This is a genomic window from Desulfonatronum sp. SC1 (assembly GCF_003046795.1).
GTDB lineage: Bacteria > Desulfobacterota > Desulfovibrionia > Desulfovibrionales > Desulfonatronaceae > Desulfonatronum.
The window spans coordinates 1-472 of the sequence record NZ_PZKN01000114.1; the positions used below are offsets into that span (position 1 = coordinate 1).

Below are 472 nucleotides of genomic sequence, written 5' to 3' on the forward strand. Positions count from 1 at the left end.
CGCAGATTCTTTTTAGTGTGTTAAATTTACGCAATTTAATTTTCTGGAAACAGTATGAAACTGTTTAATTTATGTCTGTTTTCTTCATTTGATTATTGTATAAAATGATGCTCGGCCGGATTAGTCGTTGATATGCTTTACTTTTTGAAAGTTAGCTTTAATCAGCGGTTGTCTGGCGCAGTTTAAATCACACAAAAACCATTGTATGATGCGCAAAATTTGTTATCTCTTTAGTATGCTTCTTTTGGTTGGCTTTGTTGCTTCATGTGGCTCATCGCAAGTTCAGGATAATACTGTGCCTTTATATATTGGCACATACACTTCCGGTAGTTCGGAGGGTATTTATATAGCCCGGTTTGATACGGTGAGTGGCAAGGCTGACAATCTCCAATTGTTGGCATCTGTTGACAATCCAAGTTTTTTAACGCTTGATGCGAATGGGAAGCTCCTGTTTGCCGTTAGCGAACATACC

General features: G+C 38.1%; 1 protein-coding gene. It reads left to right on the top strand.

All coding sequences use genetic code 11. The annotated features are described in order from the left end of the window. Window positions 1–205 precede the first annotated feature (205 nt). Window positions 206–472 (top strand): beta-propeller fold lactonase family protein (locus tag C6366_RS20935; protein WP_146164936.1); only part of this gene is annotated, 267 nt, incomplete at its 3' end.